This window comes from Streptomyces sp. ISL-12 (assembly GCF_018614415.1).
Taxonomy (GTDB): Bacteria; Actinomycetota; Actinomycetes; order Streptomycetales; family Streptomycetaceae; genus Streptomyces.
The window spans coordinates 36,312-52,391 of the sequence record NZ_JAGGOO010000097.1 but is presented as its reverse complement, the minus strand read 5'-3'; the positions used below and the strand labels follow the sequence as shown (position 1 = coordinate 52,391).

General features: G+C 71.4%; 11 protein-coding genes and 1 tRNA gene. 9 read left to right on the top strand and 3 right to left on the bottom strand.

Translation table 11 applies throughout. The features are described 5' to 3' along the window. Nucleotides 1–45: 45 nt before the first annotated feature. The 8 genes from gnd (at nucleotide 46) to J7I94_RS25485 (ending at nucleotide 9,175) form a co-directional block, all read left to right on the top strand. A complete protein-coding gene (gnd, locus tag J7I94_RS25520; RefSeq protein WP_215170422.1) occupies nucleotides 46–921 on the top strand; it encodes a phosphogluconate dehydrogenase (NAD(+)-dependent, decarboxylating) in 876 nt (291 codons plus the stop codon). Nucleotides 922–955: 34 nt separating this feature from the next. After that, nucleotides 956–2,077 carry a DNA replication/repair protein RecF gene (recF, locus tag J7I94_RS25515; RefSeq protein WP_215170420.1) on the top strand — a complete coding sequence of 374 codons (1,122 nt, stop codon included), beginning with the start codon at nucleotides 956–958 and terminating at the stop codon, nucleotides 2,075–2,077. Next, nucleotides 2,074–2,643 (top strand): DUF721 domain-containing protein, encoded by a 570-nt coding sequence (locus J7I94_RS25510; RefSeq protein ID WP_374198417.1) that lies wholly within the window; start codon nucleotides 2,074–2,076, stop codon nucleotides 2,641–2,643. Before recF ends, J7I94_RS25510 begins: the two co-directional genes overlap by 4 nt. Before the next feature lie 430 nt (nucleotides 2,644–3,073). Then, nucleotides 3,074–5,125 carry a DNA topoisomerase (ATP-hydrolyzing) subunit B gene (gene gyrB, locus J7I94_RS25505; protein ID WP_215170418.1) on the top strand — a complete coding sequence of 684 codons (2,052 nt, stop codon included), beginning with the start codon at nucleotides 3,074–3,076 and terminating at the stop codon, nucleotides 5,123–5,125. 42 nt (nucleotides 5,126–5,167) lie between these two features. Beyond that, complete coding sequence (gene gyrA / locus J7I94_RS25500; RefSeq protein ID WP_215170416.1) at nucleotides 5,168–7,762, top strand: DNA gyrase subunit A; 2,595 nt, start codon at nucleotides 5,168–5,170, stop codon at nucleotides 7,760–7,762. Between the two features lie 18 nt (nucleotides 7,763–7,780). Beyond that, nucleotides 7,781–8,545 carry a DUF3566 domain-containing protein gene (locus tag J7I94_RS25495; RefSeq protein ID WP_215170414.1) on the top strand — a complete coding sequence of 255 codons (765 nt, stop codon included), beginning with the start codon at nucleotides 7,781–7,783 and terminating at the stop codon, nucleotides 8,543–8,545. A gap of 88 nt (nucleotides 8,546–8,633) precedes the next feature. Then, a tRNA-Ile gene (locus J7I94_RS25490) sits at nucleotides 8,634–8,707 on the top strand. 285 nt (nucleotides 8,708–8,992) lie between these two features. Further along, nucleotides 8,993–9,175 carry a GntR family transcriptional regulator gene (locus J7I94_RS25485; protein ID WP_215170412.1) on the top strand — a complete coding sequence of 61 codons (183 nt, stop codon included), beginning with the start codon at nucleotides 8,993–8,995 and terminating at the stop codon, nucleotides 9,173–9,175. 114 nt (nucleotides 9,176–9,289) lie between these two features. Here the strand turns inward: J7I94_RS25485 and J7I94_RS25480 are convergent, their stop codons facing one another. Both J7I94_RS25480 and J7I94_RS25475 read right to left on the bottom strand, forming a co-directional pair. Then, nucleotides 9,290–9,637 (bottom strand): DUF1330 domain-containing protein, encoded by a 348-nt coding sequence (locus J7I94_RS25480; RefSeq protein ID WP_215170410.1) that lies wholly within the window; start codon nucleotides 9,635–9,637, stop codon nucleotides 9,290–9,292. A gap of 179 nt (nucleotides 9,638–9,816) precedes the next feature. Next, nucleotides 9,817–13,914, bottom strand: coding sequence for a WD40 repeat domain-containing protein (locus tag J7I94_RS25475; RefSeq protein WP_215170408.1), 4,098 nt, complete (start codon nucleotides 13,912–13,914; stop codon nucleotides 9,817–9,819). 324 nt (nucleotides 13,915–14,238) lie between these two features. On the opposite strand from J7I94_RS25475, the gene J7I94_RS25470 reads away from it, so the two are divergent. After that, the gene (locus J7I94_RS25470; protein ID WP_215170406.1) at nucleotides 14,239–15,186 is read left to right on the top strand and encodes an FkbM family methyltransferase; all 948 of its coding nucleotides are present in this window, start codon (nucleotides 14,239–14,241) and stop codon (nucleotides 15,184–15,186) included. 4 nt (nucleotides 15,187–15,190) lie between these two features. Here the strand turns inward: J7I94_RS25470 and J7I94_RS25465 are convergent, their stop codons facing one another. Continuing rightward, complete coding sequence (locus J7I94_RS25465) at nucleotides 15,191–15,952, bottom strand: glycosyltransferase family 2 protein (RefSeq protein WP_215170404.1); 762 nt, start codon at nucleotides 15,950–15,952, stop codon at nucleotides 15,191–15,193. Nucleotides 15,953–16,080 lie beyond the last annotated feature (128 nt).

The window sequence follows — 16,080 nt, the reverse complement described above, 5'->3', positions numbered from 1 at the left end:
GCGAAACGCGCCTGACACGCCACAGCGACCTAAGGAACGCAACTGATGGAGCTCGGTCTCGTCGGCCTCGGCAAGATGGGCGGCAACATGCGCGAGCGGATCCGCCGCGCGGGCCACACCGTCGTCGGATACGACCGCAACCCGGACCTCGCCGATGTCCACAGCCTGGAAGAGCTTGTGGGCAAGCTCAGCGGCCCGCGCGTGGTCTGGGTGATGGTCCCGGCCGGCGCGGCCACCCAGTCGACCGTCGACGAGCTGGCCCGGCTCCTGGCCCCCGGCGACGTGGTCGTGGACGGCGGCAACAGCCGCTGGACGGACGACGAGAAGCACGCCGAGGAACTGGCCGCCAAGGGCATCGGCTTCGTCGACTGCGGCGTCTCCGGCGGCGTCTGGGGCCTGGAGAACGGCTACGCGCTGATGTACGGCGGCGACGCGGAGAACGTCGCCAAGGTGCAGCCGATATTCGACGCCCTCAAGCCCGAGGGCGACTTCGGCTCGGTGCACGCCGGCAAGGTCGGCGCGGGCCACTTCGCGAAGATGGTCCACAACGGCATCGAGTACGCGATGATGCAGGCCTACGCCGAGGGCTGGGAGCTCCTGGAGAAGGTCGACTCCGTGACCGACGTCCGGGAGGTGTTCCGTTCCTGGCAGGAGGGCACGGTCATCCGGTCCTGGCTCCTCGACCTCGCCGTGAACGCCCTCGACCAGGACGAGCACCTGGACCGGCTCCGCGGTTTCGCCGCCGACTCCGGTGAGGGACGCTGGACGGTGGAGGCCGCGATCGACAACGCGGTGCCGCTGCCGGCGATCACCGCGTCGCTGTTCGCGCGCTTCTCCTCCCGTCAGGAGGACTCGCCGCAGATGAAGATGATCGCGGCGCTGCGCAACCAGTTCGGCGGCCACGCGGTCGAGAAGAAGTAAGCAGGACCCGAAGGGTGGAGGTCGGCGCACGACCATGCACGTCACGCATCTGTCGCTGGCCGACTTCCGCTCCTACGCCAGGGCCGAGGTCCCGCTGGACCCCGGCGTCACCGTCTTCGTCGGCCCCAACGGCCAGGGCAAGACCAACCTGGTCGAGGCCGTCGGCTACCTCGCCACCCTCGGCAGCCACCGCGTCTCCTCCGACGCCCCCCTGGTCCGCATGGGCGCCGACCGCGCGGTGATCCGCGCCCAGGTCCGGCAGGGCGAGCGCCAGCAGCTGATCGAACTGGAGCTGAACCCGGGCAAGGCCAACCGCGCCCGCGTCAACCGGTCCTCGCAGGTCAGGCCCCGCGACGTACTGGGCATCGTACGGACCGTGCTGTTCGCGCCCGAGGACCTCGCGCTGGTCAAGGGCGACCCCGGGGAGCGGCGCCGTTTCCTCGACGAGCTGATCACCGCCCGGTCGCCGCGCATGGCCGGCGTCCGCTCCGACTACGACCGGGTCCTCAAGCAGCGCAACACCCTGCTGAAGTCGGCGGCGCTGGCCCGCCGGCACGGCGGTCGCACCCTGGACCTGTCCACCCTGGACGTCTGGGACCAGCACCTCGCGCGCGCGGGCGCCGAGCTGCTGGCCCAGCGCCTGGACCTGATCGCCACGCTCCAGCCGCTGGCCGACAAGGCGTACGAGCAGCTCGCCCCCAGCGGCGGGCCGGTCGCCCTGGAGTACAAGTCGTCGGCGCCCGGTGCGGCGCACGCGCGCGAGGAGCTGTTCGAGCAGCTGATCGCCGCGCTCGCCGAGGCCCGCAAGCAGGAGATCGAGCGGGGCGTCACGCTGGTCGGTCCGCACCGGGACGACCTGCTGCTCAAGCTCGGGGAACTGCCCGCCAAGGGGTACGCCTCGCACGGCGAGTCCTGGTCCTACGCGCTGGCGCTGCGGCTGGCCTCCTACGACCTGCTGCGGGCCGAGGGCAACGAGCCGGTGCTGGTCCTGGACGACGTCTTCGCCGAGCTGGACGCGCGCCGCCGGGAGCGGCTGGCCGAGCTGGTGGCGCCCGGCGAGCAGGTGCTGGTGACCGCCGCCGTCGACGACGACGTACCGCGGGTGCTGGCGGGGGCGCGGTTCGCGGTGGCCGACGGGGCGGTGCAGCGCGTATGAGCGCCGACGAGCCGGGCCGGCCGCCCATGAGGGAGTCCGCGAAGCAGGAGCCCGCGCGCAAGGGACCCGAGCCTTCCGGCGTCGACCTCGCGCGCGTGGCGCTGCGCGCGGCGAAGGAGGCGGCACGCGCGCGTGGGGAGGCGGCGCAGCAGAAGAAGCAGGCGCGGCGGGTCGGCCTGCGCTCGGGCGCGCGGGCCGACGGGCGCGATCCGATGGCGCTCGGGTCGGCGATCAACCGGCTGATCACCGAGCGCGGCTGGGAGACGCCGGCCGCGGTGGGCGGGGTGATGGGCCGCTGGCCGCAGATCGTCGGCGAGGACGTGGCCAAGCACTGCGTCCCGGAGCGGTACGACGAGGACGAGCGGGTCCTGGTGGTGCGCTGCGACTCCACGGCGTGGGCGACGAACCTGCGGCTGCTGGCGCCGACCCTGGTGGCCCGGCTCAACGAGGACCTCGGCCACGGCTCGGTCCGTGTGATCAAGGTGCAGGGCCCCGGCGGCTCCCCGCGCCGCTACGGGCCGCTGCGCGCCCCCGGCAGCACGGGGCCCGGCGATACGTACGGGTGAGTACGTCCCGTTTCACGCCGCCCGTCTCAAGAGTGACTGACATCACATCAGGGCCGCTCAACCGCTGGTTCGAGGCGGCGGCGCCCCTCTTGTCGTACAACCGCACACGGTTGCGAATCGCGACCTGACTCCGAAGTAGCCAAGGGTTGACGGCCGGAAGCGCTGAGTGCCTCCGTGAGCCTCTTGGAGCCCCCTTCCGCATATCGGGAGTCGGGAGAGGACGTCTCAGGGCGGCACATGCGGACTCAGGTACCGGCAAACCCCCATCAGTGTCAGTGGTACCGGTAGACTGGAAGACAATCCCGCCCCGGTCGTGGGGAGCCCGGGAAAAGCTGAGCAACGCTGATCAAGGCTTACCAACGCAACATGCCGCAGCCGCTCCGGCAAACGCCGACGAGCCCGGCTCGTGCTGTGCCAGAAAGGGCGCTTCGTGGCCGATTCCGGCAACCCCAACGAGAACATCCCGTCCACCGACACCGAGGCGCCCCCGTCCTCCCCGGGCGAGGGCTCCCCGTCGTACGACGCCAGTGCCATCACCGTGCTCGAGGGCCTGGACGCGGTCCGCAAGCGGCCCGGTATGTACATCGGTTCGACCGGCGAGCGGGGACTGCACCACCTGGTGCAGGAGGTCGTCGACAACTCCGTCGACGAGGCGCTGGCCGGTCACGCGGACACCATCGACGTCACGATCCTGGCCGACGGCGGCGTGCGCGTCGTCGACAACGGCCGCGGCATCCCGGTCGGCATCGTCCCCTCCGAGGGCAAGCCCGCCCTGGAGGTCGTGCTGACCGTGCTGCACGCGGGCGGCAAGTTCGGCGGCGGCGGCTACGCGGTCTCCGGTGGTCTGCACGGCGTGGGCGTCTCCGTCGTCAACGCCCTGTCGACGAGGGTCGCCGTCGAGGTCAAGACCGACGGTCACCGCTGGACGCAGGAGTACAAGCTGGGCGTGCCGACGGCCCCGCTGGCCAAGCACGAGGCGACCGAGGAGACCGGTACGTCGGTCACCTTCTGGGCCGACGGCGACATCTTCGAGACCACCGACTACTCCTTCGAGACGCTGTCGCGGCGCTTCCAGGAGATGGCGTTCCTCAACAAGGGCCTGCGGATCAACCTCACCGACGAGCGCGAGTCGGCGAAGGCCACGGCCGGCGCGGACGAGGCGGGCGAGGACGAGAAGCAGGAGGTCAAGTCCGTCTCGTACCACTACGAGGGCGGCATCGTCGACTTCGTGAAGTACCTCAACTCCCGCAAGGGAGAGGTCGTCCACCCCACGGTGATCGACCTGGAGGCAGAGGACAAGGACAAGCTCCTGTCCCTGGAAGTCGCCATGCAGTGGAACGGCGGCTACACCGAGGGCGTGTACTCGTTCGCCAACATCATCCACACCCATGAGGGCGGTACGCACGAAGAGGGCTTCCGCGCCGCGCTGACCTCGCTGATCAACAAGTACGCGCGCGACAAGAAGCTGCTGCGCGAGAAGGACGACAACCTCACGGGCGACGACATCCGCGAGGGTCTGACGGCCATCATCTCGGTGAAGCTGAGCGAGCCGCAGTTCGAGGGCCAGACCAAGACCAAGCTGGGCAACACCGAGGTGAAGACCTTCGTCCAGAAGGTGGTGTACGAGCACCTCGCCGACTGGCTGGACCGCAACCCCAACGAGGCCGCGGACATCATCCGCAAGGGCATCCAGGCGGCCACCGCGCGCGTGGCGGCCCGCAAGGCGCGCGACCTGACCCGCCGCAAGGGCCTGCTGGAGTCGGCGTCGCTGCCGGGCAAGCTGTCCGACTGCCAGTCGAACGACCCGACCAAGTGCGAGATCTTCATCGTCGAGGGCGACTCCGCCGGCGGCTCCGCCAAGTCCGGCCGGAACCCGCAGTACCAGGCGATCCTCCCGATCCGCGGCAAGATCCTCAACGTCGAGAAGGCGCGCATCGACCGCATCCTGCAGAACCAGGAGATCCAGGCGATGATCTCCGCGTTCGGCACGGGTGTGCACGAGGACTTCGACATCGAGAAGCTCCGCTATCACAAGATCATCCTGATGGCGGACGCCGACGTCGACGGCCAGCACATCAACACCCTGCTGCTGACCTTCCTGTTCCGCTTCATGCGGCCGCTGGTCGAGGCCGGGCACGTCTTCCTGTCCCGTCCGCCGCTCTACAAGATCAAGTGGGGCCGGGACGACTTCGAGTACGCGTACTCCGACCGCGAGCGCGACGCGCTGATCGAGCTGGGCCGCCAGGCCGGCAAGCGCATCCGCGAGGACTCGGTGCAGCGCTTCAAGGGTCTGGGCGAGATGAACGCCGAGGAACTGCGCATCACCACCATGGACCAGGAGCACCGCGTCCTCGGCCAGGTCACCCTCGACGACGCCGCCCAGGCCGACGACCTCTTCTCGGTGCTGATGGGCGAGGACGTCGAGGCGCGGCGCCAGTTCATCCAGCGCAACGCCAAGGACGTCCGCTTCCTCGACATCTGAGTCGGTCGCCGCTGACCGCACCAGGAAGGATCTTCACCAGCAATGACCGACGAGAACACTCCCGTCACCTCCGAAGAGGGCGGCGTCATCGCCCAGCGCGTCGAGCCCGTCGGGCTCGAGACGGAGATGCAGCGCTCGTACCTGGACTACGCGATGTCCGTCATCGTGTCCCGCGCGCTGCCGGACGTCCGCGACGGCCTCAAGCCCGTCCACCGCCGCGTGCTCTACGCCATGTACGACGGCGGCTACCGCCCCGAGCGCGGCTTCTACAAGTGCGCCCGCGTCGTCGGCGACGTCATGGGCAACTACCACCCGCACGGCGACTCCTCCATCTACGACGCGCTGGTCCGCCTCGCCCAGCCGTGGTCGATGCGCATGCCGCTCGTCGACTCCAATGGCAACTTCGGCTCGCCGGGCAACGACCCGGCGGCGGCCATGCGCTACACCGAGTGCAAGATGGCGCCGCTGTCGATGGAGATGGTCCGCGACATCGACGAGGAGACCGTCGACTTCACGGACAACTACGACGGCCGCTCCCAGGAGCCGACCGTCCTGCCCGCCCGCTTCCCGAACCTGCTGATCAACGGCTCGGCCGGTATCGCGGTCGGCATGGCGACCAACATCCCGCCGCACAACCTGCGCGAGGTCGCGGCCGGCGCCCAGTGGTACCTGGAGAACTACGAGGCGTCGCACGAGGAGCTGCTGGACGCCCTCATCGAGCGCATCAAGGGCCCCGACTTCCCGACCGGCGCGCTCGTCGTCGGCCGCCGGGGCATCGAGGAGGCGTACCGCACCGGGCGCGGCTCGATCACCATGCGCGCGGTGGTCGAGGTCGAGGAGATCCAGAACCGCCAGTGCCTGGTGGTCACGGAGCTGCCGTACCAGACCAACCCCGACAACCTCGCGCAGAAGATCGCCGACCTGGTGAAGGACGGCAAGATCGGCGGCATCGCCGACGTGCGCGACGAGACGTCGTCCCGCACCGGCCAGCGCCTGGTCATCGTCCTGAAGCGGGACGCGGTCGCCAAGGTCGTCCTCAACAACCTCTACAAGCACACCGACCTCCAGACCAACTTCGGCGCCAACATGCTGGCCCTGGTCGACGGCGTGCCGCGCACCCTCTCCCTGGACGCGTTCATCCGCCACTGGGTGAACCACCAGATCGAGGTCATCGTCCGCCGGACGAAGTTCCGGCTGCGCAAGGCCGAGGAGCGCGCCCACATCCTGCGCGGTCTGCTCAAGGCCCTGGACGCGATCGACGAGGTCATCGCGCTGATCCGGGGCAGCCAGACGGTCGAGATCGCGCGCGGCGGCCTGATGGACCTCCTGGAGATCGACGAGATCCAGGCCAACGCCATCCTGGAGATGCAGCTGCGCCGGCTGGCCGCCCTGGAGCGCCAGAAGATCGTCCAGGAGCACGACGAACTCCAGGCGAAGATCAACGAGTACAACGCGATCCTCGCCTCCCCCGCCCGCCAGCGGCGGATCGTCAGCGAGGAGCTGACCGCGATCGTCGACAAGTTCGGCGACGACCGCAAGACGAAGCTGATCCCCTACGAGGGCGACATGTCCATCGAGGACCTGATCGCCGAGGAGGACATCGTCGTCACGGTCACCCGGGGCGGCTACATCAAGCGCACCAAGACCGACGACTACCGGGCGCAGAAGCGCGGCGGCAAGGGCGTACGGGGCACGAAGCTCAAGGAAGACGACATCGTCGACCACTTCTTCGTCTCCACCACCCACCACTGGCTGCTGTTCTTCACCAACAAGGGCCGCGTCTACCGCGTCAAGGGCTACGAACTGCCCGACGCCGGCCGCGACGCGCGCGGGCAGCACGTCGCCAACCTGCTGGCCTTCCAGCCGGACGAGGCGATCGCCGAGATCTTCGCGATCCGCGACTACGACGCGGCGCCGTACCTGGTGCTGGCCACCAAGGGCGGCCTGGTCAAGAAGACCTCCCTGAAGGACTACGACTCCCCGCGCTCGGGCGGCGTCATCGCCATCAACCTGCGCGAGCGGGAAGACGGATCGGACGACGAACTGATCGGCGCCGAGCTGGTCTCGGCCGACGACGATCTTCTGCTGATCAGCAAGAAGGCGCAGTCGATCAGGTTCACCGCCTCGGACGACACGCTGCGTCCCATGGGCCGTGCCACCTCGGGCGTCAAGGGCATGAGTTTCCGTGACGGCGACGAACTGCTGTCGATGAATGTTGTTCGAACGGGTACGTTCGTGTTCACTGCCACCGACGGCGGGTACGCGAAGCGGACCTCCGTCGACGAGTACCGCGTCCAGGGTCGTGGCGGCCTCGGCATCAAGGCCGCCAAGATCGTCGAGGACCGTGGAGAGCTCGTCGGAGCCCTGGTGGTCGAGGAGACCGACGAAATCCTCGCCATCACCCTCTCCGGCGGTGTGATTCGCACGCGAGTCAACGAGGTCAGGGAGACGGGCCGTGACACCATGGGCGTCCAACTGATCAATCTTGGCAAGCGCGATGCCGTGGTCGGTATCGCACGCAACGCCGAGGCGGGGCGCGAGGCGGAGGAAGTCGACGGCGACGTGGTCGTCGACGAGACCGCCGAGGATGCCGCGACCGCCGGCACGGACGAGGGCGAGGCGCCCTCGGCCGAGTAGCACGAGGAGAGAGTCATCGTGAGCGGAGCCACGGGCGCCGGATCGGCCGGTACCTCGACGGGTACGGAAACGGACGGCGGCGCCCGTGGCTCCGCCGCGCAGGGAACGGACCGGCGCGAAGACGCGTCCTCATCCTCGTACGAGACTCATGGATCCCAGGGGGGAACTGTGACGGACACCCGAGGTCCGCAGACCCAGCAGTACGCCGCTGGCGCGGGCCCGGCCGCATCCGGCGCCCAGCCCGCTTCCCAGCCGAAGGGCGGCCAGCCGTCGGCCTCCCCGCTGCCGGGCGAACGGCAGCAGCAACAGTCCGGCGGGCCCTACCACCCGCCGCAGGCGTACCAGACCCCGGCGGGCTCCCCGTCGGGCGCGGTACGCCGCCCGCGCACCGGCGCGGGCCACACCGAGCCCCGCGTCCGCAAGGCGCGGCTGCGGGTGGCGAAGGCCGACCCGTGGTCGGTGATGAAGGTGAGCTTCCTGCTCTCCATCGCACTGGGCGTGTGCACGATCGTCGCGGCGACCGTGCTGTGGATGGTCATGGACGCGATGGGCGTCTTCTCGACGGTCGGCGGCACGATCTCGGAGGCGACCGGCTCGAACGAGTCGAACGGCTTCGACCTCCAGTCGTTCCTGTCGCTGCCCAACGTCCTCCTCTTCACGACCATCATCGCGGTCATCGACGTCGTCCTGGCGACGGCCCTGGCCACGCTCGGCGCGTTCATCTACAACCTCTCCGCCGGCTTCGTCGGCGGCGTGGAGCTGACCCTCGCCGAGGACGAGTGAGGTCACGCGGGTAACCGATTTTGGGCCTGCCCCCGTCGTGCGCTAATCTTCAGGAGTCAGCGCGCGGGACACACACCGCAAGCGCGGCGGGGCTATAGCTCAGTTGGTTAGAGCGCATCCCTGATAAGGATGAGGCCACAGGTTCAAATCCTGTTAGCCCCACAGTGAAAAGACCCCCGGTCCGACAGGGCCGGGGGTTTTCGCCTGTCTACGGCCGGCAGCGGTGGTGGCGGTTACGGCTGGTCGGCGTACGGGACCAAGTCGTGTTCCTCGCGGCAGGGGCCGCACGCCGATTGCATGGCTCCGGGCCTGGAAGGCCATGAGCAGTAGCTGTAGGTCGCGCGATCGCGGGGCCCTGCACGTGCAGAGCCGCTGCGGGACAGGTGGTATAGGTCGTCTGGATGTCTCATCTAGCGTGTCCGGGTGAGTCCGCCTAACTTCAGGATCATGAAGTGGGAGCCGGATGTGCCGAGGTGGCGGCAGGTCTTCGCCGTGATGTCGGAGCGGATCATGGACGGCACCTATCCGCCCGAGGGCAGGCTTCCGTCCGCGATGGACATCTGTGACGAGTTCGGAATCAGCCAGGTGACGGCGAAGCGCGTGTTGACGGAGCTGCGCAAGGCGGGGTAGGCGTACATGCAGCCGGGCATCGGGACGTTCGTCACCGAGCTGCCCGAACCGTGACGCAGGCGCAGACAGAAGGGCCCCGGCGGGAACCGGGGCCCGTGGAGCCGGCGTGGGGGATCAGTCGGTGGGGAGGGTCGCGCGCATCGCCTTTGCCGTGGCGGTGGGGTCGTAGTCGTCGGGGACGCCTTCGACCATGATGATGTCGCCCTTGATGTGCCGGGAGCGCAGCGGGGCGATCTCCTGGTAGGCGGGGGAGTCCCACCAGGCCCGTGCCTCGGTGATGCCGGGGAAGCCGATCACCACGACGGCGCCGGGCCAGCTGCCCTCCTTCACCTCGTGCGGTGTGACGTGCACGAGGAAGCGTCCGCCGTAGGGCTCGAAGGTGGTGGGGATGCGCTCGATGTACTCGGCGATGTCCGGGTGCGGGGCGGCGTCCTGCAGGTGAGCTATGACGTAGGCGGGCATGGCGTCCTTCCGGTCGGGCGAACTCCGTACGGCGGGGGCATGGCAACGCAAACGCCCGATCGCTGGCGACGGGGGATGCACCAGCGATCGGGCTGTGGCCAGAGTAACAACACCCCGCGTCCCGTGCGGCCAACTCCCCGTTCCTCGCGGGTCACTGTGACCGGCGTCATGCCGAGGGGTCAGGTGCCGCAGGGCGGGTCGTAGGAGAGGCGGGGCAGGTACTCGTGCCAGCGGGCCGGGGTGAGGACGTCGCGGGTGGCGGAGCAGATGCGGCGTACCGCCTCGTCGACGTCCAGGCTCCACAGCCGCACGGTGTCCACGCCGCTCGACACCCCGAGCATCCTGCTGCGGGGGTTGAAGGAGAGGAAGTTGCCCGTCTTCGCGTTGGGGGACAGGGACTGGCCGATGGGCGTGGCGTCGGACGGGGTGGTGACGTCCCAGAGGCGGACCGTGTTGTCGTTGCCCCCGCTGGCCAGGGTGTGGCTGTCCGGGCTGAAGGTCAGGGACACCACCGCCTCGGTGTGGCCGGTGAGCGCGGCGACCGGCTGCTCCGTGCCGTCGCCGGCGAGTGTCCAGAGGCGGACGGTGCTGTCGTCGCTGCCGCTGGCCAGGGTGTGGCCGTCCGGGCTGAAGGCGAGGGTGTTCACCGGGCCGATGTGCTCGCCGAGGACGCGTCCGGTCCGGCCGCCGGCCGAGACGTTCCAGAGGCGGATGGTGCCGTCGGCGGACCCGCCGGCGAGGGTGTGGCCGTCCGGGCTGAAGACCAGGGAGTTGACGTAACCGGTGGGGCCGGTGAGCGGCGTGCCCAGCGGGCGCAGGCGGGACGGGTCGCGCGCGTCCCACAGCTGGACGGTGCGGTCGTCCCGGGCGGTGGCCAGGGTGTGGCCGTCCGGGCTGAAGGCGAGCGCGCCGGGGCCGGCGAAGCGGGTGCGCAGCCGGACGGGCGGGGCGTGGGCGGCGGGGTGCGCGGTGTCGGCGACGTCCCACAGCTGGACGGCGCGGCTGCCCGTGAGGACGGCGAGGGTGCGGCCGTCCGGGGAGAAGACCACGGAGCGCACGTCGCCCTCCGCGGGCCTGAACGGCTCGCCCAGCGGCCGGGGGCGGTCGGGGTCCGTGACGTCCCACAGCCGTACCTTCCCGTCGCGGGCCGCGGTGGCGAGCACCCGTCCGTCCGGGCGGAAGGCTCCTGTCCGGCCGACCATGTCCGAGGTCGGGATCGACCACAGCCGTACGGTGTTGTCGCCGCTCCCGGTGGCCAGGGTGTGTCCGTCGGGGCTGAAGCCGACGGCGTACATCTCCCCGCTGCTGCCCGCGAGCGGTTCGCCGACCTGCGACGGGTACGCCGGGTTGCGCACGTTCCACAGGGTCGCCGTGGAGTCGGCGCTGCCCGCGGCGAGCATGGTCCCGGCGGAGTTGAAGGCCACGGACCAGACGGGGCCGGTGTGGCCGGTGAGGGGGGTGCCGAGGGCGGTGGGGCGGTGGGGGTCGGTGACGTTCCAGAGGCGGATGGTGTCGTCGGCGCTGCCGCTGGCGAGGGTGCGGCCGTCGGGGCTGAAGGCGACCGAGTGCACGGTGCCCGTGTGGCCCGTCAGCGTCTTGCCGGTACGGTGCGGGCGGCGCGGGTCGGCCGTGTCCCAGAGCATGATCGTGTCGTCGTCGCCGCCCGCGGCGAGGGTACGGCCGTCGGGGCTGAACGCCACCGACCGTACGGCGTCGGTGTGGCCGGTCAGGGTGGCCAGCGGGCGGGCGCGGCCGGGGTCGGTGACGTTCCACAGCCGTACGGTGCGGTCGTTGCCGACGGAGGCGAGGGTGTGGCCGTCCGGGCGGAAGGCGAGCAGGTAGACGGTGCCGGTGTGGCCGGTCAGGGGCGCGCCGAGGGGGCGCGGGCGGGCGGGGTCCCGTACGTCCCACAGGCGGATCGTGCCGTCGTCCGAGGCGCTGGCGAGGGTCGTGCCGTCGGGACTGAAGACCGCGGTGCTCACCCAGCTGGTGTGGCCGGTGAGCGGCTTGCCCAGGGCCTCGGGACGGGCGGGGTCCGCCACGTCCCACAGGCGGACCGTGCGGTCGTAGGCGGCGGTGGCCAGGAGCCGGCCGTCCGGGCTGAACGAGGTGAGGTAGACGGCCCCGGTGTGGCCGGTGAGGGGGGTCGCCAAGGGGGCGTTGACGATGGATATGAGGCGGTTGCGGGTGCTCTCGTCGCCGGGCCGCAGGTCGTGCGCCACCAGGTCGAGCTGGGCGGAGAGGGAGGGGTCGGAGTACTGGAAGCGGTCGGCCTCGGCGGACACCTGCGCGAACACCGCGTCGTCCCGCTGCTGGAAGGCGGTCACCGCCGACGCCGCGGCCACGACCGCCAGCACGATCAGCGCCGCCACCGCGCCGCGGCTGAGCCGGACGGTGCGGCGGCGCAGCCGTACCGACGCGGCCAGGAACTCCGCGGCGCCGCGCGTCAGGAAGACGGCGTCGGCGGACTTCGCCCAGGTGTGGGCCTGTTCCAGCCGCGAGCCCCGGTAGAGCAGGGACGTGTCGCGGCCGGAGTCCTCCCAGGCCCGGCCGTCCTCCTCCAGCCGCTGGCGCAGCAGGTGGCCGCCGCGGTCCTCGTCGATCCAGCCGCGCAGCCGGGGCCAGGCGTGCAGCAGCGCCTCGTGGGTGATCTCCACGGACTCCGCGTCGAGCGTCACCAGCCGGGCGCGGACCAGCGCTTCGAGGGACTCCTCGGTCTTGCCGGGGTCCTTCGACTCCTCGGCCAGTCCGCGGCGCGTCCCCCGTCTGCGGGTGGTCTGGGTGTCCTCGCTCAGCCGGACCAGCCTGAGCAGCAACTGCCGTGCCGCGGTGCGGGCGGCCGGGTCGAGGCCGGCCCAGGCGTGCTCCGCCGTCGTCGCCACGGCCTGCTGGATGCCGCCGGCGGCGCGGTAGCCGGCCAGGGTCAGCCGGCCCGACTTGCGGCGCTGCCAGGTGGCGAGCAGGGCATGGGACAGCAGGGGCAGGACGCCGGCGTGGTGCACGCCGTGCGGGCCGTCGGCGCTGACCTCCCGGACGATCAGCTCCACCAGGCCCGGTTCGATCTCCAGGCCCACGGCCCTGGCCGGGCCGGCCACCGCCTCGCGCAGCTCCGCCGTGGTCAGCGGGCCGAGCACCATGTGGCGGTGCTGGAGGGCGTCGGCGAGCTGGGGGTGGCCGAGGCACTGCTCGTAGAAGTCCGCGCGGACGCCGATGAGGACGCAGGCGGGGGGCGGCTCGCCGGAGTCGGGGCGGGAGCACATCGCGTGCAGGGTCTGGATGAACGCGCGCCGCTCCGCCTCGTCGGGGCAGAGGGCGAAGGTCTCCTCGAACTGGTCGACGATGATCAGCGGGCGGGCGGCGGGTGCGGAGGCTTCGTTTCCGTCGGCCGTCGCCCGGGCGGCGGATACGGAGGCTTCGCTTCCGTCGGCCGCCGCCCACGCGGTGACGGCCTGCCGTACGGCGTGGGCGAAGGCGGGGGTTCCGGTTCCTGGGTCCGCCGTACTCGTGGCCTGTTCCGCCGCGTCCGAGGGCGCCGCGGGCTCCGCCGGGCCGGTGGCGTCCGCCGGGGGCGCCGGTGCCGGGACGACCTCGGCGAGCTGGGGAATCCGGCGGGTCAGCTCCTTGAGGGGCGCACCCCCGGGCACCAGGTACAGCACCCTCCTGGCATCGGCTCCCCCGGTCTGGAAGGCGGGCACCAGGCCCGCGTTCAGCAGGGAGGACTTGCCCGCTCCCGACGCGCCGACGAGCGCGACCATGCCGCCCGTCCGCTCCGCCGCGCGGACCTGGGCGACGAGGTCGTCCCTGCTCCGCTCCCGGCCGAAGAACCACCGGGCGTCCTGCTGCCGGTACGCGGCCAGCCCCCGGTAAGGGCACACACCGCCGATGTCCGCGGTCTCGGCGGGACGGCCGTCCGCCGCCTCGCCCGGGGCCTCGGGGCGGTCGCCGGCCGGATCGGCCAGCGCGTGCTCCCACAGGCGCTGCCACTGGGCCAGGTCGTACAGGCCCTTGGACACCGGGGTGGGCCGTGCGCGCCGGGCCGCGGGGATCAGGACGTGCAGCACGGCCGCGAGCGCGGTGAACTGCGCGGGTACGTTCTTCGCCCGTCGCCAGTCACTGATCCGCTGCGCCGACACGCGCACGGGCCGGCCGCGTTCGTCGACCCGGTGCAACCGGTCGACCGCCTCGGCCACCCGCTTGAGGGGCGGATTGCCGGCTTCCCTGTACAGCAGCGCGAGGCGCTCGGCGAAGGCCGTACGTGTCCCCGAGTCGGAGTTCAAGGTCCCACCCCTTTACCTCCCCCGCCGTCTGGACGTCCGGACCGGAAAACCCACTCTATACGTCTGACCTGCGACGAAGGGGGTAATCCGGATCCGGACCCTCCCCGGCGGAAGCGATCGCTGGCAGGATCGCAGGACCGCGGCGCCGCCCCCCCCCACGGGGATCGCGGCAGCGGCATCTCGCGAACTCGGCCAGACCTCGGCCCATGCCCGTACGGGACGGGCCGATCCCGTTCGCACCGTTCGGTACCGGTCCGCACGAGGGGAGGGACCGGTACCGGACGGCGCGACGCCGATCGCCCCGATGCGCGCGAAGGGGAGCGGATGAGCAGTGAGCGGACGAGCGGTGGCAGCACGGAGGCCCTGGAGACCGCGGTGACCCTCGGACGCCGGTACGTGCGGGACGCCCCGGGTTTCCTCGGCAAGGCGGCGCTGGCCGGCCGCTTCCTCGACCCGTACCTGCGCGAGCACCCCCGGCGGCGCGTCGTCGAGGACCGCTTCGGAGGCCGGTTCGCGGTGGACACCACCGACCTGATCCAGCGGTACCTCTATCTCTTCGGTGTCTGGGAGCCGCACCTGACCGGGTGGCTCCGGCGCCGGCTCGGGCCGGGCGACACGTTCGTCGACGTCGGGGCCAACATCGGCGTCTTCACCGTCCTCGCCTCCCGGCTCGTCGGCGGTACGGGCCGGGTGGTGGCCGTGGAAGCCTCGCCCGCGTTCCACGGGCACCTGCTGCGCAATCTCCGGCTGAACGGCTGCGCCAACGTCCGGGCGGTGAACTCGGCGGTCGCCGACCGGCGCGAGCGGCTCACCTTCGTACTGGCCAGTTCCCACAACATGGGGGCCAACAGCATCGTTCCGTACGACGGTCCGGCCGAGTCGGTCTTCGAGACGGAGGCGGTGCCGCTGACGGAACTGCTGACCGACCGGGAGGTCGCCGGTGCGCGGGTCGTCAAGATCGACGTGGAGGGCGCGGAGGGGAGCGTCGTACGCGGCCTGGCGCCGCTGCTCGGCGCGCTGCGGCCGGATGCCGAGGTCTGTGTCGAGGTGACGCCGGAGCGGATGGCGCGGCTCGGCGACTGTGCCGAGGAACTGATGGGCACGTTCGCCGCGGCGGGTTTCCACGCCTACCGGATGACCAACGGCTACGCGCCCGCCGACTCCCTCAGGGCGCTCCGGGAGGGGCCCGCCGCCCCGGTGCGGTGGCGGGGGCCGCTCGTGGGGGAGACGGAGCTGGTCTTCTCGCGGGTGGACGCCGAGACGCTGCCGTAGCCGATCAGGTGGTGTCTCCCCACCCCAGGCCGGCCAGTGCCCGGGCGCGTGCCTCGATCACCCGCATGCGCGCGTCCCGCTCCGCCGGGTCCACGTGCGCCGCCTGCCCGGTCACCTGCCCCTCCCACTTGCGGTAGAGCAGGCCCGCCTCTTCGGTGAACCACCCGCGGCTGACGGCGTTCAGGGCGAGCAGGAGGCCCGTGTCCTCCGAGGCGGGCAGGGCCATCCAGCCGCCGAGGGCGAGGAGCAGGTCGCGGCGGACGCAGAGGGTCGCCGGGTGGACCGGGGCGCGGAAGCCGTCGGCCTGCCAGGCGGTGAGGAGGGAGTTCCGCTCGATGGGGCCGGGGTCCGGGTCGCCCGGGAAGCCGGCCGTCGAACCGTCGGGCATGAGGTCCAGGACGCGGGAGGTCACCCACCCGATCGTGGCGTCGGCCTCCAGAACCGCCAGGTCACGGGCGAGCGCCCCGGCGGTGAGCCGGTCGTCGGCGTCGAGGATCCTCACGTACTCGCCCTCCGCGCGGGCCAGCGCGATGGTCCGGGCCACACCGGGACCGCCCGCCCGGTCCGCCCGGCCCTGCCGGAACGTCACCCGGGGATCGGCCGGGACACAGCGGCGTACGTCGTCCGTCCGGCCGTCCTCCTGGACGAGCCACTGCCATTCCCAGCCGTCGGGCAACTCCTGGGCGCGCAGGGAGGCGTACGCGTCCTGGAGGAAGGGGGCGGACGGGGCGTGGACGGCCGTGACGACGGTGACGCGGCGGCTCATCCGGCTCACCACCTCTCGTTCAGGTTCGTCGTGCCCGCTCAAGATACGGCTCCCGCGGCTTGTTCCGTCGGCCGTGGGGCCCTACTAGCCTGGTGCGAGGGGTCGTTGACGGGGAGGGAGTCGCGCGT